We start from the raw sequence: 23,819 nt of genomic DNA on the forward strand, positions 1-23,819 counted from the left end.
CGGTGCGGTGGGCCGGCGCGTGGGCCGTGCGTGGGCCGGTGCGGTGGGCCGGTGCGGTGGGCGGTGCATGGGCCGGCGCGTGGGCCGTGCGTGGGCCGGTGCGGTGGGCGGTGCATGGGCCGGCGTGTGGGCCGTGCGTGGGGCGGTGCGGTGGGCGGTGCATGGGCCGGCGCGTGGGCCGTGCGTGGGCCGGTGCGGTGGGCCGGTGCGGTGGGCGGTGCATGGGCCGGCGCGTGGGCGGTGCATGGGCCGGTGCGGGGGGCGGGGCGGTGGGTGGGGCGTGCACGTGGTGCGTGCGTGGGCAGGGTGGTCGATGCGAAGGGAGGCGGATCCGGGCGGTGGTGGCTGGGGCTGTTAGTCCTCTGGGGGCCTACTGTCGTGGGATGAGTGAGCTTGTGGTGGAGGCGCCGGTTGTTGCTGTGACTGTTTATCCGGATCGGGCGCGGGTTACTCGGCGGGGGCGGATCACGGTGCCGGGTGGGGATCAGGTTGTGTACGTCGAACCGCTGCCGCTGTTGCTGGAAGAGGACTCCGTGCGGGTGTCGGGGCGGGGGCCGGCCACGGTACTCGGGGTGGACGTGGCGACGCGGCATCATCCGCAGGCGCCGGACGAGACGGTCGCTGAGCTCGAGCGGGTTCAGCGTGCGGCGCAGGACGAGGTCGCGGCGCTCACCGACGCGGACGACGTACAGGTGCAGCTCGAGGCCTTCCTGGCGCAGTTGGCGAAGCGGGCCGGTGGAAGTTTTGCGCGCACGCTCGCGTCGGGTGATCCGGGGGCGGAGCTCAGTGAGTTCACTGAGTCGCTGGCGGGCCGGTTGTCCGCCGTACGGGCGACGCGCCGGGAGCTGACTGTGCAGCGCCGCGAGATCGAAGAGCGGCTCGCTGCAGTGGGCCGTCGGCTTGCTGCACTCACGGAGAAGCGCGCGCCCGACCGGCGTACTGCGGCTGTCGCGTTGGCACTGGAGTCCGAGGCGGAGGTCGAGATCGAGCTCTCGTACGTTGTGCCCGCGGCAGGGTGGACCAGCTCGTACGACGTACGTCTCAAGGGCGATCGGCTGACGTTGAACTGGTACGGCCTGATCACGCAGCGAACAGGCGAGGACTGGCCGGAGTGCGACCTCACGTTGTCCACGGCTCGACCGACCGTGACCGCGAAGGTGCCGGAGCTCGACGCCTGGTACCTCGACCGCACGCGTCCGCCGATGCCGCACGCACCAGCCGGCCTCCCACTGGCTCGCGGAGCAGGTCAACAGGCGGATTTCATCGAGCAATCGGCCCAGTTCGTCGATCTGGACGCGACCGTCGAACAGGGCGTCACAGCCGCGACCTACACCCCGCCGCGACCCGTCGCCGTACCCTCTGACGCCGCCACTCACCGCGCAACGATCGCCGCGTTCGAGCTCGACGCCGACCTGGACTACATCACGGCGCCGGTGCGATCGACCGACGTACATCTGCGGGCCACTGTGGTGAACTCCTCCACCCACACGCTCCCCGCCGGCAAGGCCGCCGTCTTCCACGAGGCGGACTTCGTCGGCTCGGCCGCGTTGCCGTTGTGGGCGCCCGGGGAGGACGTCGAGCTCGCTCTTGGCATGGACGACCGCATCCGGGTCGAGCGGAAGCTGGTACGGCGGGACGCGACGAAGGCGACGCTCGGGTCGACGCGCCGTCGGCAGGTCGAGTACGAGACGAAGATCGAGAACCACACTCCGCGCACCGCCCGGATCACCGTGCTCGACCAGTTCCCCGTGTCCCGTGACCACGAGATCACCGTGAAGCGACTGACCGCCGACCCCGAGCCGACGGAAACCACCGACCTAGGCGTCATCACCTGGAAACTCGACCTCGCCCCCGACACCGAAACCACCGTCAAACTCGCGTTCCGAGTGGACACCGCCAAATCCGTGGAACTCACCGGCTGGCGCGAATAAACCGCGGTGGATCAGGTGATTTCGAGGTTGGCCATCATGCCCATGTCTTCGTGTTCGGCGTTGTGGCAGTGGAAGAGGTAGCGCCCGCGATAGCCGTCGAAGCGGGTGATGATTTCGACAGACTCCCCCGGCCGCAGCGACACTGTGTCCTTCAGGCCCGCATCATGCGGCAAAGGAGCACGTCCGCCGCGTGACAACACCTGGAAGCCGACAAGGTGCAGGTGTACGGGATGGTGGATGTCGGCGACCAACCGCCAGATCTCCACGTCGCCGAGCCGGGTGGTGACGTCCGTGCGATCCGGCGCGAACGGCTGCCCGCCGATCAGCCAGCCGTGCCCGTCCCCCATCTTCCCGGCACGGAACGAGAAGTCCCGCACCCGCAATGCCTCCGATCGTTGCCAAACCGGCAGATCGTCGGACAGCACCTCAGGAATCCGGCTGCGATCGGCCGCCTTCCGTACGACGCTGAACGCCATCACGTCGCGCGCGCGCCCGGATCCCATCCGGTTGACGATCCGCACCCGGCTCCCGACGGGCACCTGACCGAAGTCGAGAATCACGTCGAACCGCTCGGCCGGTGCGATCGGCAGGTTGCGATGAATGACGGGTGCACGAAGCAGCCCCTGATCGGCGCCGATCTGCACGAGGTCGAGGCGGCGGCCGTCGTCGAGGACCGCTTCGAGGTCGTAGTGCCGCGCGTTCGACGCATTGAGAATCCGCAATCGGTAGCGCGCGCCGTCCACCTCATGCACCGGCCAAGGCGCCCCGTTCACCAGGATGACATCACCCAGAACCCCAGCAATATAAGGCTCCTGGACACCCGGATGCATCTGCAACGTCGTATCGATCGATGGATAGGCCAACGACCCGTCAGCAGCGAACGCCCGGTCCGCGATCATCAGCGGCAGCTCGCGCACCCCGGACGGCATCTCGAGCGATTCCTCCGAGGAGTCCCGGACGATGTGCATCCCGGCCAGCCCGCGCCAGATCGCCGGTGCGGTGAAGTCCATCCGGTGATCGTGATACCAGAGCATCGTCGCCCGCTGATCCAAAGGAAACGTATACGAGCGTGTGACCTCGCTGGTCACCGCCCGCGGATCATGCATCCCGTGCCCCGCGTGCCCCCACCCGGCAGGCAGCACGAGATCGGTCGGATACCCGTCCGACTCCGCCGGCGTGCGCCCACCATGAAGATGTACGACGGTAGGCACCGGCAACTCGTTGCGGTGGGCAACCGTGACCGCATGGCCTCGACGCGACTCGATCGTCGGTCCCGGGAACGTCCCGCCGTACGTCCACAACCGGGTCGGCACACCGGGCAGGATCTCCGCTGTGACTTCTCTCTGCACGATCTCGATCTCTGCACCTGACAACACGGGCGGAAGAGGTAACGGCACCTGAAACGCCGGCGGCAGCGGTACGGCGCTACGCAATACGGCACCCGTCGACGCCGGACGTCGCGACAGTGCAGCAGCACTCGACAGCCCGCCCAATGCCACCACTCCGAGCGCTCCCCCGATCCCCAGCACCTGACGCCGACTCATCCGGTCACGCATGCTCAACCTCCCGCCGTACGACGGGCTGCCGCCAGACCCCGATGAACAGCACGACGACAGCCGCAACCGTCACCACTCCCAGCGGCAGGTGCAACCACAAGGCGCCGCCTTCCCCCGCGATGTACTGCACCGTCTCGGCCACCACCACTCCCAACGACGCGACGAACGGCCAGACCTGCCGCAGCCGCACCCACACCACCACCGCGGCGATCACCTGCAGATACCCAAGAGAGGTGACGACGTCCGCACCCACCGCGTGCATTCGCAGCCCGTCGAAGTCACCACTCAGATAGACCCCGGCGAAGACCGGCTGACCGAACACCGCTACCAGGTGCGCACTGACGACGCCCCGCAACACCCAGCCACTGACCATGCGAGCGACACTATGATTCGAACGTTATGAGAGTCCAAGACCAATATCGCTATCTCGTTATGACGGAAGAGTCATGATGGACCTGACCACGCTCCGCCAGTTCGTCGTCGTCGCCCGCCTCGAGCACCTCAGCCGCGCGGCTGAGGAACTCCACGTCGCGCAACCGTCGCTGAGCCGCACGATCGCGCGCCTGGAAAGCGAACTCGGTACGCCGCTGTTCGACCGCGCCGCACGCCTCCGCCTGAACCCGGCAGGCGTCCTGTTCCGCGGGTATGTCGAACGCGCGCTCGGCGAACTCGACGCAGGCCGCCGAGCCGTCGCCGAGGCGACCGTGCAGGGTTCAGGCAGTGTGCGGCTCGCCGCCGAGACGTTCCTCGCCCTCACCGAATCGGTCGCCGGCTTCAAACGCGACCACCCGGCCGTCGAGATCGAGCTCCAGCAGATGTCGGCCGACGAAATGCCGCGCCGGCTCCGCGCCCAGGACATCGACCTGTGCGTCGCGTCCCAGCCGGTGCCGAGCGCCGGCCTGGAATCGGCCGTCCTGCTCGACGAAGCCGTTCGGGTGGTGACGCCACTCGACCATCCGCTGGCGAGCCGTACGTCGGTGACGGTCGAGGATCTCGTCGACGAGCCGTTCGTCATCGCCCGCAAGGGCCACTGGCAACGCCGGCTTCTCGACCGGTTGTTCGCCGACACCGGCGTGACACCGCGGATCGTCTGCGAGAGCGACGAGGCCGCGGCCATCCAGGAGCTGATCCGCGCGGGTCTCGGCATCGGCTTCAACCCCGACTTCGCCCGCCGTTCGATCCCCAGCTACCCCGTCGCCGCCATCCCGGTCGACCACCCCGAGTGCCGCCGTACCCTGTCCCTGCTCTGGAGCGCCGACGCCAACCTGACCACTGCCGCCCAACTGATGCGCACAGCAATCACCACCTGGAACTGGTCAGAGTGAGCCGGACAGCCAGGACCAGGCGACCTCGAACTTCTTCTCCAGCCGGAATCGCACCGCCTCCGCGACCAGCAACTCGAGGCGGGTGCCGACGACCGGGACGGATGCCGTCACCTGCAGATCGAAGGCCTGCGTGGTCCAGCGGCCTTCCGGAGCGATCCGCGTCGTACCCGTCAGCTTCACCGGCACGCCGGTGAGCGCTCCGCCGACCTCCGCCAGCCGCGCACCGTCGACGTCAGGGCGATGCCAGACCTTGGACTGCTCGAGTTCCAGCGTGTTCCCGACGAACCTGCGGGCCACCATCGGTACGTCGGAAACCTGCGTCTGCCAGTGGAGCTGAACCGCCAGGTCGTCACCGTCGTCGCCCACCACCACGTCGTACGACGGCGCCTGCAGCCGCTCGAACACCTGCTCCTGGAACGTGACGTCGGTGATCATCGCGAACACTTCCTCCGGAGAGGCGTCGTACGACGTGGCGAGAGACAGATCCATGCGCCCCATCTTGCACCGCCCGCCGGCACACGGTCCCGACCACTGCAGCTTCCGGCCTTACAGCGCCAAGCGCATCCTGAGCTTGGGAGGCTCCACGTTGGCCACCCGAAAGCCGAGACGCTCGTACAGGTGACGCGCACGATTCAGTTGCAGCACGTGCAACTCGACGGCGTTCGCACCCGATGCGCGAGCGCGATCGAGGAGACCACGCAACAACGCCGTACCGACGCCACCGCCCTGCACCTCGGGTGCGATCTCGATGCGGGAGATGTAGAACGTCGTGGCATCGGTCATCGCCGCTTGCACCATCCCGGCCGGGCGGCCGCCGACGAAGACGATCTCGACGGTCTCCGGCGCGAACCACTTCCGGTGGAACTCCCGTTGTACGTCGTCGTCCCACGGACCCCAGGTCGCCTCGATGACGTCGCCCAAGGTGCGACGGTGCAGGTCGTAGAGGAACTCGTCGTCGGCGGCAGTGGCCGGTCTGAGGTGGACGTCTTCCATAGCTCCCACACTGTTGCTTGAAGCTACGGAGCGGATAGGTGGTGACACGGTGGGCGACTTTGTGTAACCTTTTCGTGATGTTCACCGCGTAGCTGACTGAGAACGGGGCTTAGGAAGCGCATGGCCATCAACACCTTCGCACCAGGCGGTGCGTAACCGAAACATGTCCATACACACCGCCACATCTGTCGCAGTTTCCGACGATCTCGACGACGAGGATGAACTGATCCGGCTCGCGCAAGCGGGTGACGCAGCGGCCTTCGGCCGGCTCTACGATCGCTACCTGCCGTCGATCTACCGGTACACCTACAGCAAGACCTCGTCCCGCAGCGCGGCCGAGGATCTGACCAGCGAGACGTTCCTCCGGGCTTTCCGCGCGATTGCCCGCCGGCCGCGGGCGCATCTGAACTTCGCGGCCTGGCTGGTCACCATCGCCCGGAACGTGGTGATCGACCATCACCGCTCCGGCTGGAGCCGGCTGGCGATTGTCACCGACGAGATCGACCCGCGGGTCGACGAGTCCGTGGGACCCGAGCAGGCCGCTTTGGCATCCGTGAGCGAGGCGTCGCTGCGCGGCGCCCTCTCGCTGCTGCCGGACGACCAACGCGAGTGCCTGCTCCTGCGGTTCTTCGCGGGCCTGTCGATCAGCGAGACCGCCGCCGCGATGGACCGGACCGACGGCGCCGTCAAACAACTCCAGTTCCGCGCGACGAACCGGCTCCGCCGGATCATCGGATGACCGGCTCGTGAAGGGCGGAGGGATTTTCAAGCGCTGAAGGCCTGTACGGTCAGCGCCGCGAACCGGCGCGACGCAGCCAGCCGCCGAGCCGGCGTCGACGCCTGCAGCCCCCGGTGCGCGGTCAGCATGATGACGAGATCACTCAACTCGAAGTCCCGCCGCAGCTGACTCCGGGCCTTCGCCCTCCGCGCAAGAATGGCCACGGACTTCAGTGTGAGCTCGCGACTCGCCGAGCTGTCGACCGCGTCGGGGTACGTCGCCAGGAACGCATCCGTGAACCCTCGATTGCGGACATGCAGCTCGCAGATCCGCTCGATCACCAGACAGAACCCCTGCCACGGATCCGTTGCCGCAAGCCCCTCTTCGACGATCGCCTCGCAGGCACGGACCTGCTCGGCGAAGGCCGCGGTCGCCAGCGCCTGCTTGGTCGGATAGCGGCGATACAACGTCGCGGGCCCGACGCCCGCGTGCCGGGCGATCTCGCGCATCGGCACCGCCAGTCCCTCGCTCGCGAACAGCGTCCGGGCCGAGGCGAGGATCCGCTCGCGGTTGTCCTCCGCGTCGGCGCGCAGTTTCTGAGGCAATCGATCCTTCACTCCTCTCATTCTAGCCAACCGGACGGGTGCGTCCACTTAGGCTCGGAACAGATCGAGAGGAGACGACAAGTGAAGGCAGTGGAAATCAAGGCGTTCGGCGGTCCCGACGGGCTGAGCGTCGTCGAGGTACCGGCGCCGGAGCCCGGCAAGGGTGAGGTACTCGTCGCGGTCGAGGCGGTCGGTGTCGGAGGTGTCGATGCGCTGATTCGCAGCGGTTCCCTTGCCGCGTGGGGATTCCGCGAAGGTCTCATACCGGGTTCGGAGGTTGCGGGGACGGTAGTTGCCGTCGGCCACGACACGGACCGTTCGTGGATCGGCCAACGCGTTTGGGCGTTCACAGGTCTTGGTGGCGGGTACGCCGAGCAGGCGATCGCTGCGGTCGAGGACGTCGTACCGCTGCCGACCGGCCTGTCCGCCGCGGGATCGGTGACGCTCGGGAACTCCGGCATCGTGGCGCACTTCGGCTTGAAACACGCGCACTTCAGCCACGGCGAGTCTGTTCTGGTGCGTGGCGCTGCCGGAAGCATCGGCATCCTCGCGGTCCACCTCGCCGCGCAGGGCGGTGCATCGGCGGTCGCGGTCACGACCTCGTCAGCGGCACGCGGTGAACTGTTGCGCGCGGTCGGCGCGACGCACGTTCTGGACCGGTCCGGGGCGGGCGATCCCACCGCTCCCCCGGCGTACGACGTGATCATCGACGTCGTCGCCGGCCCGCAGTTGCCGGTGTTCCTCGACAAGCTACGACCGAACGGCCGGCTCGTCGCGGTCGGAGCGATCGCCGGCCCACCACCGCCCGATCTGAGTGCGGCCTTGATGGCCAACTTCCGCAAGTCGTTGTCCTTCGCAACCTTAAGCGCGGACACGGTGTCGCCCGCAGAACGCCGTACTGTGAGAACCGAGCAGTTCGCCGCTGCGGCGGAGGGTCGGCTGCCGCTGGTGATCCACGAGCAGTTACCGCTGGACGACGCCGTACTGGCACACCAGAAGATGCGGGACGGCGAGGTCTTCGGGCGGATCGTCCTGGAGCCGGTCTAGTCCTCGGGCTCGTCGACGGTGGCCAAAGCGATCAGGTTCTCGGCGACTTGGGCGCAGCGTTCCTCGGCGCGGCCGCGGGCCGTGCCGGTGTAGCGGAGACGGGCGGTGGCGGTGAGCGGTTCGGAGCGGACCTCGATCAGCGAACCGCCCGGGCGTGGCTGCACCTTGACCGCTACCTGGACCCAGCCCCCCAGTCCACTGCGCAGTCGTACGACGAGTTCGCTGTCGGGTCGCCAACGCTCGACGATCGCGACGAGCAACTGCCGGTTGTGGGCGTGCCGGGCGCGCGGTTCGCGACCGTCGTCCCGCAGGATGACGCTGCCCACCTGCGGCCAGTTGAGGCCGGGGCGAAGCTCCGGCGGTACGGCGACCATCCAGTTTGCGAAGGTTGTCGCGTCACGAAGTACCGACATGACGGCATCGACGTCAACGGCACCGAACCGCCACGCCATGACCATCGAATCCGCTTCCCTGTCGGCGACACGTCCTCACGCCCGTGTCTACCAGGAAGCCCGGCCGACCGAGCCCCTCATGCGTTGTCGGGGACATCACATCGCCTTTACATTTTCCGGCCGGCAAACGGCTGCCGGGCCGGGAGATTTCGCTCCACCACGATCGGCAACTTTTCGGCGGCAGCCGGACTCCAATGCGGTACGACGGAGGCTGGGGTGCCTCCGCGTGAATGGGGAGGACGATCCAGATGTTTCGTAAGACCGTAGGTCTGGCCTCGGCCGGCGTGCTCGCGTTGGGCCTCGGGGCGGCCATGGTGCCGTCGGCCCAGGCTGCACAGTCCACAGCGGGCAGCGCGACGGCAACTACCGCGGCCTGCGCTTTGCGGCTCGGGTCGGTCACGTCGACCGGCGCGTTCACCAGCCGGATGGTGAACGCCACCGCACCGATCACCATCGGCGGGGTCCGTGGGACGGCCGGGGTGTTCCCGGCGAACCAGGTCCAGCACATCAGCACGTTCACCGGCACGCCGCTCGGCAGCGGCGAGTCGCGGTCCGGTCTCACCGTCATGGGCGGCGCGCTGTACTCCAGCTCGTTCGTCGTCGACGGCCAGAGCCAGCTCGACCCGCACTACCCGCACAACAATCTCCGGATCGGCGGCGGCTGGTCCAACTACCGCTGGATCGAGCAGTCGATCCTGCGTCCGGCGAACGCCGGGGACCCGGCCCGCACGCTGCTGTACGGCCAGCGCACCGACGGCATCACGCAGCGCTGGATCTCCGACGGCAGCGGCTGGCGCATCACCTCCGGCGTCGGCGGTCTGAGCACGGTCAAGGGCATCGCGCTCATCGGCCGCACCGCGACCTCGGAGACGTTCCTCGCCAACACCAGGTCCGGCGCACTCGTCACCGTCACCTGGCCGACGAAGTACCTGGCCGCGCCGACCAGCAAGGTGGTCCGCGGTACGACCTGGCAGGGCTTCGAGCAGCTGATCGCGACCAACTGCGGCGCGAGCGGCACGCTGCTGCTCGGCATCGACAAGGAAACCAAGTCCGGTTACCTGTACGCCGTTGGCCACGCCAACGGCACCAGCACCGCCGTCAAGAGTCTGGGCAAGGTCCCGCTGACCTTCTCCGACCCGCAGTACTTCCGCATCGCCCCGAAGTACGACGTCCTCAACGGCGGCTGATCAACTGTCGGGACGCCGTCCTCCAGCGCGAACGCCTGGGGGACGGCGTCCCTTCGTGCGATCCTTCGGGGGTGGCTAGCGTGACGGCCCCCGGTGGGCTCCTCGTGGGATGGTTGCGGCGCCGAGATCCTGGCCTGGCCGCTACTCGGCGGGCGGCGCGGACAGCGTTGATCATGCCGTCGTTGTTCGCGTTCTGCGCTCAGGTCCTGCATGCGCCGATCGTGGCGACGTTCGCCGCCTTCGGTGCGTTCGCGATGCTGCTCCTGGTCGACTTCTCCGGCACGGCGGTTCAGCGGCTGCGGGCCCAGGTGGCGCTCGCAGTGGCGTGGCTGGTGCTCGTCTCGCTGGGAACACTCGCGGGACAGTCGGTGTGGACCGCGGTCGCGGCCACGGTGGTCGTAGCGTTCGTCGTGCTGTTCTGCGGCGCGGCCAGCTCGGTTCTCGCGGGTGCGGGTACGTCGCTGCTGCTCGCATTCATCCTCTCCGTGTCGACGCCCGCCCCACTGGCGCTCCTGCCGCAACGGCTCGCCGGCGTGTCCATCGCCGCGTGTGCAGCGGTCATCGCGGTCTGGCTGCTCTGGCCGCGAGCGTCCGTCGACCCGCTGATCGCGCCCGCAGCACAGGTCTGCCGGGCTGCCGCGAAGCAAGTGCGGGCCGACGCCGAGCACTTCTCGGCCGGGTCCAACCTGCAGACCTGCCGCGTGGTGGCTGAGGCGACCACCAACGCGACTGCGGCACTCCGCAGTACCTTCACGGCGACGCCGTACCGGCCAACCGGCCTGTCGACAGGATCCCGGGCCTTGGTCAGGCTCGTCGACGAGCTGACCTGGCTGAGCACGATTCTCGACGAGTCGTCCCCTGCCACGCTGCCCGAGTCTGCGCGGGATCCCGAGTCCTCCGCGGTCCGTCTGGCCGCCGCGACCGTCCTGGACCTCTGCGCGCAGGTGCTGGAGGACCCACGTCTCGGCACCGCCGACCTGCGCGCCGCGGCTGACGACTTGCGCCGTGCCGTCACCGCGCTCGAGGCGAGCGCGGTCGGCAGGCTGCCGGGGAACGACGTCGCCGACCCGGACCTGCACCTGTTCTTCGGCAGCCTCGACGTCTCCTTCCGGGCGCAGGAGATCTCGTTCGGAGTCCTGCAGATCGCGCAGAACGTCGAGACCCACCGGGCAGCCGACCGACGCAGCTGGCCGGATCGCCTCCTCGGCCGCGAACCCGGTTCTTTGACCGGGCCTCTCGCCAGCGCCGTGGAACGCGCCGCCGCGCACATCGAGCCCCATTCGGTGTGGCTGCACAACAGCATCCGCGGTGCGGTCGGCCTGGCGATCGCCGTCGCCCTGTCGGACGTGACCGGCGTCCAGCACGCGTTCTGGGTCATCCTCGGCGCCCTGTCGGTCCTGCGGTCCAATGCGCTCAACACCGGGCAGAACGCGTTCCGGGCCCTCGCCGGCACGGTCGTCGGCTCGATCGTCGGCGCCGGTCTGCTCCAGCTCATCGGGAACAACGCCACCGTGCTGTGGATCCTGCTGCCGGTGGCGGTGCTGATCGCAGGGATCGTGCCGGCCGCGATTTCGTTCGCGACCGGACAGGCTGCGTTCACCGTCACCCTCGTGATCCTGTTCAACATCGCGCAGCCGGAAGGCTGGTCGCTCATCCTCTTCCGCATCGAGGACATCGCGCTCGGCTGTGCTGTGAGCTTGGTCGTCGGCCTGTTCTTCTGGCCGCGCGGTGCGACGTCCGCCGTCGACAAGGCGCTCTCCGAGGCGTACGCCGACAGCGCCCAGTACCTCGTCAACGCGGTGGACTACGCCGTCGCCTGCTGCAACCCGGGGACTGTCCCCGGATCTCCACGAGACGCTCGCCGAGCCGCCGCCTCGGCCCGGCGGCTGGACGACGCCTTCCGCACCTACCTCGCCGAACGCGGTACGAAATCTGCTCCACTCAGCGAGATGACCACGCTGGTCACCGGCGTTGTCGGGGTCCGGTTGGCGGCTGACGCAGTACTCGAGCTCTGGGAACGCTTCGTGGACGACGAGCTGCCACCAGCTGATCGGATCGCCGCGCACGACGAGCTCCTGGTGCTCGCTGAACGGGTACGCCAGTGGTACGACGGCCTCGCTGACGCGTTGGAAGATCGCGGGCAGGTGCCCGAGCCGATCGCAGCCGACCTCACGACGAAGGAGCGACTGATCGAGGCGGTACGCCGGGACCTCCACGACGAGAACGGCAGAGCGACACCCACCGCCATCCGCATCCTCTGGACCAGCGACCACCTGGAAGTCCTCCGCCGTCTCCAACCCAGCCTCGCCACCGCAGCCAGCCGCACTGCTTGAACCGGACCACCGAGACGGTCGCCGACCGGCGACCGTTATGCTGTTCGGAGTTTGACCGGCGGTGGGGCTCGCCGGATCCAACTGTCGCCTTCGGCGGCCAACAGTCCCTACCTGAGGAACCTCGCGGCGCCACGCCGGGAGGCACGGTCCAGGTAGGAGGCATGTCTGTGGAGCACCACCACCCCGTCGAACCCTTGCCCAGGGGACCGGTCGACTCTGACGTCGACCTGCGGATCGACGGCCGGGCGCAGCGTGTGCACGACCCGGTGATCCTCGGCGCCATCGCCGTCGGCGGCGCGATCGGCGCCGCCGCGAGGTACCTGGTCGGGCTCGGCTGGCCGACTCCCCCGGGCGGTTTCCCCGTGAGCACGCTGATCATCAACGTAGTCGGCTGCGGTCTGATCGGGATCCTGATGGTGCTGGTCACCGACGTTCTCACCCGGCAACGGCTCCTGCGCCCGTTTCTGGGAACCGGTGTGCTCGGCGGGTTCACCACGTTCTCGACGTGCGCCGTGGACATCCAGCAGCTCGTCACCGGGCGGAACGCCGGGATCGCGTTGCTCTACCTCGCCACGACCGTCGTCGGCGCGTTGCTCGCGGTCCGGGCGACGGTGAGCGCGACGCGCGCGCTGATCACCTGGAGAACGCGATGACCCGGCTGTTGCTGGTGATCGCCGGCGGCCTGGTCGGAGCGCCGCTGCGGTACGTCGCCGACCGCGCCGTTCAGTCCCGGCACGACTCGCTGTTCCCGTGGGGCACATTCAGCGTGAACATCGTGGGATCGCTGATCCTGGGTTTCCTGGCCGGCGCGTCCTCCGCTCTCCCCCACGGCGTCCAGCTCCTCGTCGGCACCGGGTTCTGCGGTGCGCTCACGACGTACTCGACGTTCTCGTACGAAACGATCCGGCTGTACGAGGACCGGGCGCGGTTCCTCGCGGTTGCGAACGTCACCGCGAGCATCGTGGCCGGCCTGGGCAGCGTGTTCCTCGGAGTAGCTGTCAGCCAGGCGATCTGGGGCTGACAGCCCGTCAGCGATCCCGGGTCGCGATCCCCGGATAGTCCAGCACCAGACCCGAAGCGTCGAACGTCAGCTCACACTCGAAGTCGAACGTCGCGGACTCGTAGTGGAACACGTGTCCGTGCTCGCCGGAGCTCGTGAGCGTGTAGCGCTGCTCGAGTCGCACCACCGTCAGATCCTCGGCCTGCACGAAGGCAGCCGGCACGTCGACCGCAGTACCGGGAACGAACGGGAGGCGGTGAACCGGGAGCGTGTTCGTGACCGCCGAGGATTCGAAGTCCACGTCCCGGCAGCCGTCGAGATCAGGCCGAGCCACACCGTTCACGGTCCAGCGACCATCCGGGGAGCGTGTCAACACAACCTCGAGATCACCGGAGACCGTCGAGTTCACCGCGTGCACGGACTCGGTCGCCCAGTCGGCGTCGACGGTGATGTCATACCCGACGTACCAGATCGAACCGTCCTCGCGAGCCGACGTACGACCTCTCAACCGGCCGGCACCGGCGAACAGCACCTCGAATCCGACGCGGACTCCCCGATGCGTCCACGAGGCCGCGGTGGGCAGTGGGCTGAGCAGCATGTTCAGACCCTAGCCGGACGTGATGGACTGGTCCTCGTGACGGACGAACAGGTGCAGCTGGCATCGGAGTACTCAGAGTGATGCTGGACCGGTCCGAGTCCGCGTTGGGGATTGTTCTTCGGTCGCGGTTCTACCGCTCGGCGTTCTTGTCTTTGCTGGTGGCTGGAATCGGGCTGTCGGCAGCGACTCCGCAGCTGACGCTCTTCCTGGTGCGGGAGCTCCACACCCCACTCCCCGTCGCCGGTCTGTACTACGTCACGAACCTGGCCGCGCCGCTCGCCGGGTTCCTGGTCGGGCGCTGGTCGGACCGGACCCAGGACCGGCTCCTGTGGTTCCGGATCTGCTCGGTGATCGGCGCGGCCGGCTGGCTCGCGATGGCGGGGGCGACCGCGGTCTGGATGCCGTTCGTGATCAGCGCGCTGGCGTTGAGCGTGGCCGGCGGCTCGATGGCGCAGCTGTTCGCGGCCTGCCGTGACGAGCTCAGCCGGCATCCGACCCGGGCCGAGAACCGGGTCGTCGCGACCGTCCGGATGGCATTCACCACGGGCTGGATCCTCGGCCCGGTGTTCGGCAGCTGGTTCGGCGGCGTCTTCGGGCTCCGTGCGTTGCTGGTGGCAACGGCTGCCTGCGTGTTCGCCCAGATGATCCCGCTCGGCCGGCAACGCGTCGAGCGGTACGACGCTCCACGCGCCGGGACGTCCGACGAGCGCCGCAGGATCGACCAGATGGCGCCGTTGCTGATCTTCACCGCGGTCTGCGTGCTCGCGATGACCGGCGACACGATCAAGTTCGGCTACCTCCCGATCTACATGGCCGAGCAACTCCACGTGTCCGACGCGGTGCGTGGCGCCGTGATCGGCATCCAGCCGCTCCTCGAACTGCTGCTGCTCCCGGTGGTCGCGCGGCTCGCCGACCGGTTCGGCGCGATCCGGGCGATGACGGCGGGTGCCGTACTGGGGCTGGCCGGCAACCTCGCCTACGCGCTCAGTACCTCGGTCGTCGGCCTGTTCGTCGGCCAGGCCCTGACCGCCGGGTTGTGGGCGTGCGTCGGCGCCCTCGGCGTCTCGATCGCCCAGCGGCTCTACCCCGAAGGAGTCGGGACCGCGTCCGGGATCTTCCTGAGCGCGATCCCACTCGGCTCGGCGATCGGCGGAACGATCGGCGGCATCGGCGTGGCCGCGATCGGCCTGCCGCACGTCTTCTTCATCCCGGCGTGCCTGACCGCCCTCGCGATCGTCGCCTTCACGATCCTCAGCACCCGCGAGAGCACCTGACCGACGACCACGCGGGCCGAGTCACACCAGGTAGCGGTCCCCCGGGTGCACGATCCGGAGCCAGCGGCAGCCGTACGGCGCGAGCTCCAGCGACAGGGCACCGTCGTCGCCGACGTCCGTCGTACCGTTGTTCTCCAGAAGATCGATCGCACGCAGGCCGATGGCACTCCCGGCGACCGCCAGGCTGACTCGGACCGCCTCCGGGGCGAAGTTGTGAACGGCGACGATCGTGCCGTCCTCGTAGTCCGAGCGGTGCGCGAACACCGACTGCACTCCGGTCTCGAGGATCGTGCACGACCCCCACGACAACTCCGGGCACTCGCGGTACCGCCGGATCAGCAGCTTCATCCAGTTGAACAGAGACTCGGGATCACGCCGCTGTGCCGCCACGTTCACGTTCTCCGGGCCCAGCTCGCCCTCGACCATCGGGGCAGGCAGCCGGGACGGGTCGGCCGTCGAGAAGCCGCCGGACGGATCAGCCGTCCACTGCATCGGCGTCCGGACGGCGTGCCGGTCCTCGGCGGCGAGGTTCTCCCCCATGCCGATCTCCTCGCCGTAGAACAGCACCGGCGTACCCGGCAACGAGAACAGCAGGCTGTAGACCATCCGGAGCCGGGCCTGGTCGTTGCCCAGCATCGGTGGCAACCGCCGGCGCAGCCCGCGGCCGTAGATCTGCATGTCCTTCTCCGGCCCGAACGCGTCGAAGACTTCCTGCCGTTCGTCCTCGGACAGCTTGTCCAGCGTCAGCTCGTCGTGATTGCGGACGAACGTCCCCCACTGCGCCTCCTCGGGCGGGTCCGGCCGCTCCCGCAACGCCTTGACCAGCTCGGCCGGGTCGTTGCGGGCCAGCGACAGGTAGAGCCGTTGCATTCCGATGAAGTCGAAGCACATCGTCAGCTCGTCGCCGTCCTCGTCACCGAAGAAGCGCCGTACGTCGGGGTAGGGCAGATTGACCTCGCCGAGCAGGATCGAGTCTCCGTGCCGCCGCTGCAGGAACGCCCGCAGGTCCCGCAGGTAGTCGTGCGGATCCGGCAGGGCGGCCGCGTCCTCGGCGCCGGCCGTGTCGATCAGGAAGGGCACCGCGTCCACCCGGAACCCGGACAGCCCGAGTTCTGACCAGAAGCCGACGACACGCTCGATCTCCTCGCGAACCTCACGATTCGCGATGTCGAGGTCCGGCTGGAACTTGCGGAACCGGTGCAGGTAGTACTGACCCGCCTCCTCGTCGTACTGCCACAGGCTCGTCTCCTGTCCGGGGAAGACGATGCCCTTGTCCGCATCCGGCGGCGGCTCGTCGCGCCAGACGTACCAGCCCCGGTACGGCGACTCGCGCGACGCCCGCGCACTCTGGAACCACGGGTGCTTGTCCGAGGTGTGGTTGACCACCAGATCCGCGATCACCCGGATGCCGCGGTCCCGGGCGAGCGTGATCAGCTCGACCAGGTCGCCGTGGGTGCCGAGTCGTTGGTCGACGCCGTAGAAGTCGGCGATGTCGTAACCGTCGTCGCGGTCCGGGGTCGGGTAGAACGGCATCAGCCACAGGCACGTCACCCCGAGCTCGGCCAGGTGATCGATCCGTTGGCACACCCCACGCAGGTCTCCCCGCCCGTCGCCGTCGGTGTCGAAGAACGTCTCGACGTCGAGACAGTAGATGACCGCGTTCTTCCACCAGACGTCTGCTGTTTCGGTCAGGCGCATGTCAGGCCCGGTACCCGACGGTTGGCGGAGTACACGCCCGGGAACCGGCGGGTCATGACGATTCAGAACTCGGTGTGGCTGGGCACCGCGAACCTGCCGCGGTACGACGTGCTCGATACCGATCAGGAGACGGACGTGCTCGTCGTCGGCGGCGGCCTGATCGGGCTCACCACCGCGATCTACCTGCAGCAGGAGGGCCTCGGCGTCGTCCTGCTCGAGGGTGGGCGCATCGGTACGCGAACCAGCGGCAACACCACCGGCAAGGTCACTTCTCAGCACGGTGCGATCTATGCCGGACTGCTGGACCGGCACGGGCGCGACAAGGCACAGCAGTACGCCACGGCGAACCAGGAAGCCGTCGACGGGGTCGAGGAGCTGGTACGCCGGCTCGGCATCGAATGTGAGCTCAGCCGCGGACCGTCCTTCGTCTACTCGACAGGTGACACCGACCTGGCGCGCGAGGCCGAGGTGGCGCGCGAGCTCGGTCTTCCCGCGCATCCGGCCGACCCGGCGGAGATGGGGTTACCGATCACCGCGGCGGCCGCTGTTCGCTTCGACGACCAGTTGCTGCTGCACCCGGCCCGCTACCTCGCCGGTCTGGCGACCGCCTTCAGCGCGGCCGGCGGACGGATCTTCGAGCAGTCACGGGTGACCGACCTGGACGGCAAGGGCGATGGTGTCGAGGCGCGGACGGCAGCCGGCCGCCGTGTCGTGGCCCGCCATGCTGTGGTCGCGACCTTGTTGCCGTTCGGCACGATCGGTGGGTACTTCGCGCGGAGCCGCCCGAACCAGTCCCACGGCATCGCCGTCCAGCTACCTGTCGAGGCGCCCACGGCGATGACGATCTCCGCCGACGCACCGACACGGTCCACCCGGCCCTGGCCGGGCGGTGGGCCGAGCGGCCTGATCGTGGTCGGCGCGAACCACGAGACCGGTGGGCAGGAGGACACCAACACGTCGTACCAGAGCCTTGTCGACTGGGTCGACGAGGTGTGGGGTACGAAGGTGCAGCCGGAGTACCGCTGGTCGGCCGAGGACTACAGCACCCCGGACCAACTGCCGTACGTCGGCAAGGCGCCGGGCTCGCCGGCCCTGATCGCGACCGGCATGCACAAGTGGGGACTCAGCAACGGAACCGTTGCCGCAGGCGTCCTTCGCGACACCGTGCTCGGCCGGGACAACCCGTGGAGCGAGGTGTTCGACGCCGGCCGGATCGGCGACGCGCGGTCGGTGGCGAAGCTCGTCCAGGACAACCTGAAGGTGGGCAAGGAGTTCGCCGCCGGCCATCTCCGCCGGCTGCTCGGCCCCGGGCTCGACCATGTGGAGGTCGGTGAAGGCGGCCTGTTCGACGTCGACGGCAAGACGGTCGGCGCGTACACGGATCTCGAGGGCCGGCTGCACACCGTCGTACCGGTCTGCACCCACCTCGGCTGCCCGCTGCGCTGGAACCAGGGCGACTCCACCTGGGACTGCAACTGCCACGGCTCCCGCTTCGCCCCCAACGGCGCCGTCCTGGACGGCCCGGCGACCAAACCTCTCGCAAAGCCGGAGGACTAGGGCCTCGGACTTCACACCCGGACGGCGATGGCGGCGATCAGGACGGACACCGCAACGCCGGAAAGGATGATCAAGGCAACGATCAGGAGCGGGCTCTCCGCCCGCGGCGGCTCGTGGCCGGCCCCGTCGACACTGTCGAGCTGATCGAACCGGTCGAGATCCGGCCCCCAGCCGAATGGCGGCGACAGTGGCCCACCGTCGCCGGTTCCTGGCAACGGGTGACCGACGTACGTCGGTATCGAGCCGTCGGGCAGCGCCGGCGGCGGCTGACCGAGACTGGCCTGATCCTCAACAGACACCTGTTCCTCCGGTGACGCCCGCCGGTCGTTCCTCACGGTCTCCCCACGGCAGCAAGCGTCAGGTCCCACTCTGCACCACCGTCATCGAGCCTGGCACGTATCGATTTCCGCCGTTGACGGACCGTCGACCAGTAGTCACGTGAGGTATAGGCGGAAGTGGTTCCGCCCTGGCATTCTCGGATCGTTCCTTTCCGCCCTGAAGTAACACAAGGAGCGATCGATGCAGGATTCCGCCCCGCCTCCTCGACCACGAACCTTCCGCCGGACGCTCGGTATCGTCCTCGGGACAACCGCCCTGATGGTGACCTCGGCCGCGATGGCGTACGCCGCTCCGCCGCCGAGCCTGCCGCAGAACGCCGGAGGGTACGAGCAGTCGTTCTCGCCGGCGTACGACTACGACACCGACGGCTGCTACGCCACGCCCGCGATCGGCGCCGACGGCACGCTGAACCCGGGCCTCAACCCGACCGGCGCTGTGAACGGCAACTGCCACGATCAGTCCGACCTCGACAACTCGCAGACCTATGCGCGCTCGAAGTGCAACAACGGCTGGTGCGCGATCGTGTACGCCAACTACTTCGAGAAGGACCAGGCGGTCCCCGGCAGCAGCCTCGGCGGCCACCGGCACGACTGGGAGCACGTCATCTCCTGGGTGAACCAGTCGACCAACCAGGTCGACTACGTGACCACGACCCAGCACTCCAGCCAGGTCACGTACACCCGTTCGCAGGTCCGGTTCGACGGTTCGCACCCGAAGGTCGTCTACCACAAGGACGGCGCCAGCACCCACTTCTTCCGGCTCGCCAACAGCAACGACGAACCGCCCGAGAACCATTACCACAACTGGCGATACCCGCCGCTGGTCGACTGGAACGGCTACCCCACTACGGCGCTGCGCGACACCCTGATGACCGCGGACTTCGGGTCCGCAACGATCAAGATCACCGACAAGGACGACCGGTTCCGCAACCTGCTGAACGCGTCCAAGCCGTCCGGAATCCCCTTCGATCCCTGGGCTTGACCGGACCGGCGTGCGCGCTCACTCGTGGGCGCTCACGCCGTCCGTCAGCGACTCAGCGATCAGGTCGATCATCGCGGCATGCCGATTGGTCGCCGTCTCGGCCTGCCCGAGTGGCCCGAGCGCGACCGTGTCGAGGAACACCCGGCTGACCACAAGTTCCGCGGCCGCCTGCACCCGCGCAGGATCGGCCACCACGTCCTCGGCGCCGGCGAGGACGCAGGCCACAGTCTCGGTCGCCTCCGCGAACAACTCGGCCGCCCGGGAGGCGATCTCCGGTCTCCCCTGCGCTTCGCGGAACACGATGATCCGGGCCGCGCGATCGTGCTCCAGTTCCTCGGCCATCCTCGCCACGATCGCCCGCAACCGCCGCCGTACCGTCCGGCCGCGCGCCGTGGACCGCAGTACCTCACTGGGCGCCGGGCGCTCCTGCACTACCGCGAGCAGCAGGTCCAGCTTGGTCGCGAAGTGGTAGAACACCAGTCCCGACGGTACGCCGGCCTCGGTCGCGATCCGGGCCGTCGACGTGGCGTCGTACCCGTGCTCGGCGAACAGCCGCTCGGCGGTCTCGATGATGAGCTGCCGTTTCGACGGTCGCGTCGCATGGCGCGTGTGCGCGGGAGCGGTCATGACCCTGCCGGTTGGGCGGCCGGCCAGATGTCACCTTTCCGTTCGGCTGCGAGCACGGCGGCTCGCTTCAGGGACTTGAAGACATAGTCCGGCACCCGCATCCCCTGCCGGTGCGCCCACATCAGCTCGTGCTCGGCCCGTCCGACCTGCCGCGCGTACTCGCGCAGTTCCGCCTCGCCGCCGTCACTCATCTTCAGCGCCTCCATCACGTTCCCGAAATCGGCCACCTGACGCTTGTTGTAGGCACCGACCACTTCGAACGTACGCTTCCGCAGCTCGCGCGTCAGCCATTTCTGCCATCCCGACAACTGGTCCCACAGCTGCTGCGCGGCCATCTGGTAGTACGCGAAGTGCCCCGGCTCCTGGCGACGGATCGGTGCGATCACCGTGGCGGCGATGGCCCGCTCACCCAGCCCGACGAGCCCGGCGTGAAACTTGTTGTAGGCGATGACCGCGGAACGCTCGGTGGCCAGCCCGGTCAGGTAGTAGAGCATCCGGCTGACGTCCTGGACGCCGGGCATCCGGCCGAGCGCGCCGAGGAACTTGAGGCTGAACGAGACGTCGGCCAGGTTCGGTTCGTGCGGCTGCACGCCGATCAGGTGCTGCAGCTTGTCGAGGATCTGCCCGTGGCGCGTCTCCTGCGGCATCCACACGTCGGCGTAGAAGTGCCGGTCGACCTCGGGCGGATCGGGCAGCAGGATGTTCAGTTCGAGCACGTTGCGCTCGACCTCGAGCTCGACCCGGGTCATGTAGGCCAGCACCGGACCGAACCGCTCGGCCAGCAGGCCGGGCTTCTTCATCGAGTAGTCGACGCTGCCGAGCGGGATCGGCGGGTGCTCCTCACCGAGCCGATCGACGTGGTCGGCCAGCCGGGAGTCTTCGCGCCGGCGGCCTCGCCGGCGCGGGATTTTCAGATCGCTCAACGACATAAGGCGGCACCTCGCTCGTTCGACAGGGATGCGCGCTCGATCCCCCCAGAGGCAAGCCTAACAAAGTAACTGACTGATCAGTCAGTTAGACCTTGTGACCCCGGCAACAGATCAGCGGGTGGCAGCCGTGAGGGACCACCACCCGCTGTTGTCCGGTCTACTTCGCGAGTGTGTAGCGGATTGTGTCGTTGCGGAGTACGTCGCCGTTCACCTTGACGATGCGTACGACGTGTGGCGCGTTCTTCAGTCCGGTCGCGGAGAACACCGTCCGGTTCGTCACCCGGGTGTCGTTGTGCAGGTTCACCCGACGTACCAGCTTGCCGTCGACATACACGTCCGCGTCGCCCTGATCCGGTGCGAGCGCCGTACTCCAGTCGACACCGGTCCCGGTGAAGGTGAGGCTGACCGACGCACCGTCGGCCTTGGTGGCATGGATGTCGTCGCGGTAGTCACCACGGAACCGGACGTCGAGCGCCGTGTTGCCGACCGGCAGCGTCGCGAGGTACGCCTTGCTGATCGTCACCACGTTCCCGTCAACCGTGTAGTCGGTGCCCTTCACCAGATCCTGGCCCGCCTTCGAGATGCCGGCGAGTTCGCCCGGATCGCGTCCGAGCTGCACGCTGACATCGGCGGGCGCGTTCTTGTCGAACGCCGCGGTGTCCGGGTTCAGCAGGCTCTCCTGCCGGATGTTCAGCTTGTCGAGCAGCATGAACTGGCCGGACTTCTTCACACCGCGGATCGTGTGACTGCCGTTCGGCAGGTCCGAGACGCTGTAGACGACCTGCTGTGGTTTGTTGTGCCCCTGCGCCGGATCCAGGTACGTGCTCACGGTCTGCTTGAATTCGCCGTCGATGTAGATGTCGACGTCACCCTGACCCGGGTCGGTCTCGGTCACGTAGTCGACGCCGGTGCCGACGAAGCTGTACGAGAACGAGTCGCCGTTGCCTTCCGTCCACTGCACGTCGTCCTGGTAGTCGCCGAGACCCCGCCCGGAGCTGTAGTTCCAGTTGCCGGAGTAGGCGATCTCCGGGCTGTTGTTGTTGACCTCGACGGTCCGGGTCGGGAGGTCGGCCGCCGACGAAGACTTCGCGGACGAGTCCGTCACTCCGACGGTCAGCGCCTGCGAGACAGCGGGTACTTCGTAGTTGCTGTTGCGCTGCCACGCGCCGTCGTACGAGACCCGGAGGTCGTCGTCGTTCACGCTGATCGCCGCGCCCTTCTGCGGCGTGACCTTCAGCAGCCGGACGCCGTGGACCGGGACGTCCTTGGCGGTGAAGCTCGACGCGAACGTGCCGACATCCTTGCGGGCCCACAGGTCACGCACCTTGCCGGCGCCGTTCAGGCCGAGGTCGGCGAAGTTCACCGTCATGTCGGCGTCGGTCTGGCCGAGGTTGAACAAGGCAACGGTGTACGAGCTGTCCGGGTTCAGCGCGAACCACACCTGCCGGTTCGTCTTCATGGACAGCGGGTGCGCCGGACGGCCGGCCTGGTTGACCGCGATCACCTCGCGGTTCGTCAGCAGTTCGAGGCCGTACGAGTCCAGCCTGGTCATGTCGTTGCCGATGTACATCGGCGCCGCGGACACGGCCCAGAGCGTTGCCGCCGTACGCCGTTCGTCCTGGGTAAGACCGTCCATCTGGCCGTTGCCGACGTCGAGCGAGTCGAGGTCGTTCCAGCCGCCCGGTCCCGCGTGCCGCCACCATTCGGCGAGCTTGGGGAACAACCGGTTGATGTTGGGCCAGGCGGTCAGCGCCGTACCCGTGCAGTAGCACTCGACGTCCCACTCGATCCGCCAGCCGTTGGCGTACTGCTTCCAGGTGTCGGCGTAGTTGATGTCCAGCGCCCACGACAGCTCGAGCCAGATGTTGTGCCGCTTCAGGGCCTGAGACCACGCCTTCACGTCGTCGCGGGCGTCCACCGACAGGTCGCTGATCCCCGAGCCCGGGGTGACGCTGTCGAACTTGAGGAAGTCCAGCCCCCACGAGCCGAACAGGTCCGCGATCGAGTCGATGTACTTCTGTGCGCACGGCTTCGAGAAGTCGATGCGGTAGCCGATGCCCCAGTAGTCGCCCTTCTGCAGCGGCAGCACCGGCAGGTCGCCGGTCGTGCAGCCCGGGGCGCCGTAGATCGGCAGCTTCGCGTCGATGACGGCCTTGCTGATTCCCGGGATCGTGTAGAGGCCCACCTTCTGGCCGTTGGCGTGGATGTGGTCGATGACCGCCTGCAGGCCGTTCGGGTAGAGCTTCTTGCTCGGCGTCGGCCGGCCGTACCCGTCGATGCCGTCGTTCCAGCCGGCGTCGATGTTGATGTACTCGTACCCGTACGGCTGCAGCTTCGCGTGCATCGCGTCGGACTGGGCGATCAGCTGATCCGCCGTGATCCAGCTGCCGCCGTTCGGGTTGTAGACCTGCATGCTGTAGCTGCTCCAGCCCATGTAGGGGTGCGCAGCCTTGTCCCCCGCCGGCCCTGACAGCTCGGTGGCGGAGGTCGTGGTGGTCACGCTCGTGGTAGCTGGTGCCGGTGCTGCTGTCGACGTACTCAAACCTGCCGGCAGCAGCCCGGCGACTACGAGCCCCGCAAGCGCGGCCCGCAACACCCTGCTCCGAACGGATCTGGTCATGGCGGTGACCTCTTCCCAGAGAACTCAGGAGAAAACCGAATCGGATAGG

Annotated in this window: 23 protein-coding genes; 11 read left to right on the forward strand and 12 right to left on the reverse strand. The window is 68.1% G+C overall.

Annotated elements, in window-relative coordinates; genetic code table 11:
* Positions 1–383 precede the first annotated feature (383 nt).
* Complete coding sequence (locus EV647_RS20465; RefSeq protein ID WP_134005202.1) at positions 384–1,931, forward strand: mucoidy inhibitor MuiA family protein; 1,548 nt, start codon at positions 384–386, stop codon at positions 1,929–1,931.
* A gap of 11 nt (positions 1,932–1,942) precedes the next feature.
* On the opposite strand, the gene EV647_RS20470 is transcribed toward EV647_RS20465, so the two are convergent.
* A complete protein-coding gene (locus EV647_RS20470; RefSeq protein WP_134005204.1) occupies positions 1,943–3,487 on the reverse strand; it encodes a multicopper oxidase family protein in 1,545 nt (514 codons plus the stop codon).
* Positions 3,480–3,860, reverse strand: coding sequence for a hypothetical protein (locus EV647_RS20475; protein WP_134005206.1), 381 nt, complete (start codon positions 3,858–3,860; stop codon positions 3,480–3,482). The genes EV647_RS20470 and EV647_RS20475 overlap by 8 nt, the downstream gene beginning before the upstream one ends.
* A 73-nt stretch (positions 3,861–3,933) precedes the next feature.
* On the opposite strand from EV647_RS20475, the gene EV647_RS20480 reads away from it, so the two are divergent.
* On the forward strand, positions 3,934–4,812 hold the full coding sequence (locus EV647_RS20480; protein ID WP_202871246.1) for a LysR family transcriptional regulator: 879 nt from the start codon (positions 3,934–3,936) through the stop codon (positions 4,810–4,812).
* Here EV647_RS20480 and EV647_RS20485 read toward each other — a convergent pair.
* Both EV647_RS20485 and EV647_RS20490 read right to left on the reverse strand, forming a co-directional pair.
* Positions 4,804–5,301: a DUF2505 domain-containing protein gene (locus EV647_RS20485; RefSeq protein WP_166680395.1), complete on the reverse strand. Its 498-nt coding sequence runs from the start codon at positions 5,299–5,301 to the stop codon at positions 4,804–4,806. The two genes, EV647_RS20480 and EV647_RS20485, sit on opposite strands and share 9 nt — an antisense overlap.
* 57 nt (positions 5,302–5,358) lie before the next feature.
* Positions 5,359–5,805, reverse strand: a complete 447-nt coding sequence (locus EV647_RS20490) for a GNAT family N-acetyltransferase (protein WP_134005210.1) — start codon at positions 5,803–5,805, stop codon at positions 5,359–5,361.
* A 163-nt stretch (positions 5,806–5,968) separates the two neighbouring features.
* Here EV647_RS20490 and EV647_RS20495 point away from each other — a divergent pair, with 163 nt between their 5' ends.
* The gene (locus EV647_RS20495) at positions 5,969–6,544 is read left to right on the forward strand and encodes a sigma-70 family RNA polymerase sigma factor (protein WP_134005212.1); all 576 of its coding nucleotides are present in this window, start codon (positions 5,969–5,971) and stop codon (positions 6,542–6,544) included.
* 26 nt (positions 6,545–6,570) lie between these two features.
* On the opposite strand, the gene EV647_RS20500 is transcribed toward EV647_RS20495, so the two are convergent.
* Positions 6,571–7,140 carry a TetR/AcrR family transcriptional regulator gene (locus tag EV647_RS20500; RefSeq protein ID WP_370343565.1) on the reverse strand — a complete coding sequence of 190 codons (570 nt, stop codon included), beginning with the start codon at positions 7,138–7,140 and terminating at the stop codon, positions 6,571–6,573.
* 69 nt (positions 7,141–7,209) lie between these two features.
* Here EV647_RS20500 and EV647_RS20505 point away from each other — a divergent pair, with 69 nt between their 5' ends.
* On the forward strand, positions 7,210–8,175 hold the full coding sequence (locus EV647_RS20505) for a zinc-binding dehydrogenase (RefSeq protein WP_134005215.1): 966 nt from the start codon (positions 7,210–7,212) through the stop codon (positions 8,173–8,175).
* Here the strand turns inward: EV647_RS20505 and EV647_RS20510 are convergent.
* Positions 8,172–8,588, reverse strand: a complete 417-nt coding sequence (locus EV647_RS20510; RefSeq protein ID WP_134005217.1) for a hypothetical protein — start codon at positions 8,586–8,588, stop codon at positions 8,172–8,174. The genes EV647_RS20505 and EV647_RS20510 overlap by 4 nt on opposite strands.
* A gap of 287 nt (positions 8,589–8,875) precedes the next feature.
* Here EV647_RS20510 and EV647_RS20515 point away from each other — a divergent pair, with 287 nt between their 5' ends.
* From EV647_RS20515 to crcB, 4 genes are all read left to right on the forward strand, one after another.
* Complete coding sequence (locus EV647_RS20515; RefSeq protein WP_134005219.1) at positions 8,876–9,814, forward strand: hypothetical protein; 939 nt, start codon at positions 8,876–8,878, stop codon at positions 9,812–9,814.
* 71 nt (positions 9,815–9,885) lie between these two features.
* Positions 9,886–12,147 carry an FUSC family protein gene (locus tag EV647_RS20520; RefSeq protein ID WP_202876244.1) on the forward strand — a complete coding sequence of 754 codons (2,262 nt, stop codon included), beginning with the start codon at positions 9,886–9,888 and terminating at the stop codon, positions 12,145–12,147.
* Positions 12,148–12,308: 161 nt separating this feature from the next.
* Positions 12,309–12,800, forward strand: a complete 492-nt coding sequence (locus EV647_RS20525) for a CrcB family protein (RefSeq protein ID WP_202876245.1) — start codon at positions 12,309–12,311, stop codon at positions 12,798–12,800.
* Positions 12,797–13,168, forward strand: coding sequence for a fluoride efflux transporter CrcB (gene crcB / locus EV647_RS20530; RefSeq protein ID WP_134005221.1), 372 nt, complete (start codon positions 12,797–12,799; stop codon positions 13,166–13,168). The genes EV647_RS20525 and crcB overlap by 4 nt, the downstream gene beginning before the upstream one ends.
* A gap of 7 nt (positions 13,169–13,175) precedes the next feature.
* Here crcB and EV647_RS20535 read toward each other — a convergent pair whose 3' ends face one another.
* The gene (locus tag EV647_RS20535; RefSeq protein WP_134005223.1) at positions 13,176–13,745 is read right to left on the reverse strand and encodes a putative glycolipid-binding domain-containing protein; all 570 of its coding nucleotides are present in this window, start codon (positions 13,743–13,745) and stop codon (positions 13,176–13,178) included.
* Between the two features lie 80 nt (positions 13,746–13,825).
* Between EV647_RS20535 and EV647_RS20540 the strand changes: the two genes are divergently transcribed.
* Entirely contained in the window at positions 13,826–15,019 is a 1,194-nt protein-coding gene (locus EV647_RS20540) for an MFS transporter (protein WP_134005225.1), read from the forward strand.
* 21 nt (positions 15,020–15,040) lie between these two features.
* On the opposite strand, the gene EV647_RS20545 is transcribed toward EV647_RS20540, so the two are convergent.
* Complete coding sequence (locus tag EV647_RS20545) at positions 15,041–16,717, reverse strand: alpha-amylase family protein (protein WP_134005227.1); 1,677 nt, start codon at positions 16,715–16,717, stop codon at positions 15,041–15,043.
* 54 nt (positions 16,718–16,771) lie between these two features.
* Here EV647_RS20545 and EV647_RS20550 point away from each other — a divergent pair, with 54 nt between their 5' ends.
* A complete protein-coding gene (locus EV647_RS20550) occupies positions 16,772–18,274 on the forward strand; it encodes an FAD-dependent oxidoreductase (protein WP_134005229.1) in 1,503 nt (500 codons plus the stop codon).
* Between the two features lie 11 nt (positions 18,275–18,285).
* On the opposite strand, the gene EV647_RS20555 is transcribed toward EV647_RS20550, so the two are convergent.
* Positions 18,286–18,573, reverse strand: a complete 288-nt coding sequence (locus tag EV647_RS20555) for a hypothetical protein (protein WP_134005231.1) — start codon at positions 18,571–18,573, stop codon at positions 18,286–18,288.
* 220 nt (positions 18,574–18,793) lie between these two features.
* Between EV647_RS20555 and EV647_RS20560 the strand changes: the two genes are divergently transcribed.
* Positions 18,794–19,594, forward strand: coding sequence for an NPP1 family protein (locus EV647_RS20560; protein ID WP_134005233.1), 801 nt, complete (start codon positions 18,794–18,796; stop codon positions 19,592–19,594).
* 18 nt (positions 19,595–19,612) lie between these two features.
* On the opposite strand, the gene EV647_RS42600 is transcribed toward EV647_RS20560, so the two are convergent.
* The 3 genes from EV647_RS42600 to EV647_RS20575 all read right to left on the reverse strand — a co-directional run bounded on the left by EV647_RS42600 (position 19,613) and on the right by EV647_RS20575 (position 23,770).
* Positions 19,613–20,221, reverse strand: coding sequence for a TetR/AcrR family transcriptional regulator (locus EV647_RS42600; protein WP_202876246.1), 609 nt, complete (start codon positions 20,219–20,221; stop codon positions 19,613–19,615).
* A complete protein-coding gene (locus tag EV647_RS20570) occupies positions 20,218–21,144 on the reverse strand; it encodes a GTP-binding protein LepA (protein ID WP_238177306.1) in 927 nt (308 codons plus the stop codon). The genes EV647_RS42600 and EV647_RS20570 overlap by 4 nt, the downstream gene beginning before the upstream one ends.
* 163 nt (positions 21,145–21,307) lie before the next feature.
* On the reverse strand, positions 21,308–23,770 hold the full coding sequence (locus EV647_RS20575; protein WP_134005237.1) for a X2-like carbohydrate binding domain-containing protein: 2,463 nt from the start codon (positions 23,768–23,770) through the stop codon (positions 21,308–21,310).
* Between the last annotated feature and the right edge of the window lie 49 nt (positions 23,771–23,819).

The sequence above is a fragment of the Kribbella sp. VKM Ac-2566 genome (assembly GCF_004366005.1).
GTDB classification, from domain to species: domain Bacteria; phylum Actinomycetota; class Actinomycetes; order Propionibacteriales; family Kribbellaceae; genus Kribbella; species Kribbella pratensis.